This window comes from Providencia sp. Je.9.19 (assembly GCF_051129765.1).
Lineage (GTDB): Bacteria > Pseudomonadota > Gammaproteobacteria > Enterobacterales > Enterobacteriaceae > Providencia.
The window spans coordinates 1-425 of the sequence record NZ_JBCPSS010000036.1; the positions used below are offsets into that span (position 1 = coordinate 1).

Consider the following 425-nt stretch of genomic DNA (forward strand, 5'->3'; position numbering starts at 1 on the left):
GTACCTAGTTTGGCAAAGGCTTGTATTAAAATATCGATTTCGGATACAGAAAGCTCGTTGTCAGGGCGTTTACCCGCGTTAGCAGTATAGCCATCGGGCAGACAGTAATGACAGCGAAAGTTGCAAAAATCGGTAATCGACAGGCGTAAATAACTTAACTGGCGATGAAAATTGTCCACCAAGTTTAATGAAGAAGGTTGCGGAGTCATCGTTAGCTAAAATTCCAACTAAACGGCTGCACTGTCACTATTTCGCCTGCTTTTACCCCTGCATTGTCTTGGGGTAATACAAGCAAGCAATTGGCGTGGCTAAGCTGTTTTACACGGTGGGAGTCTTGGGCAGATAAAGGGGTTACGCTAAAACTGCCGTCTTCATGTTGGCAAAAAACCGCTCGCTGATAATCTTGGCGTCCTGCTCGCTTTTTG

General features: G+C 45.4%; 2 pseudogenes. Both read right to left on the bottom strand.

Going from position 1 to position 425, the window contains the following annotated elements:
- Positions 1–209 (bottom strand): annotated as a pseudogene (gene moaA / locus AAZR93_RS21605) (GTP 3',8-cyclase MoaA); the annotation flags it as partial.
- A gap of 2 nt (positions 210–211) precedes the next feature.
- Positions 212–425, bottom strand: a pseudogene (locus AAZR93_RS21610) (molybdopterin molybdotransferase MoeA); the annotation flags it as partial.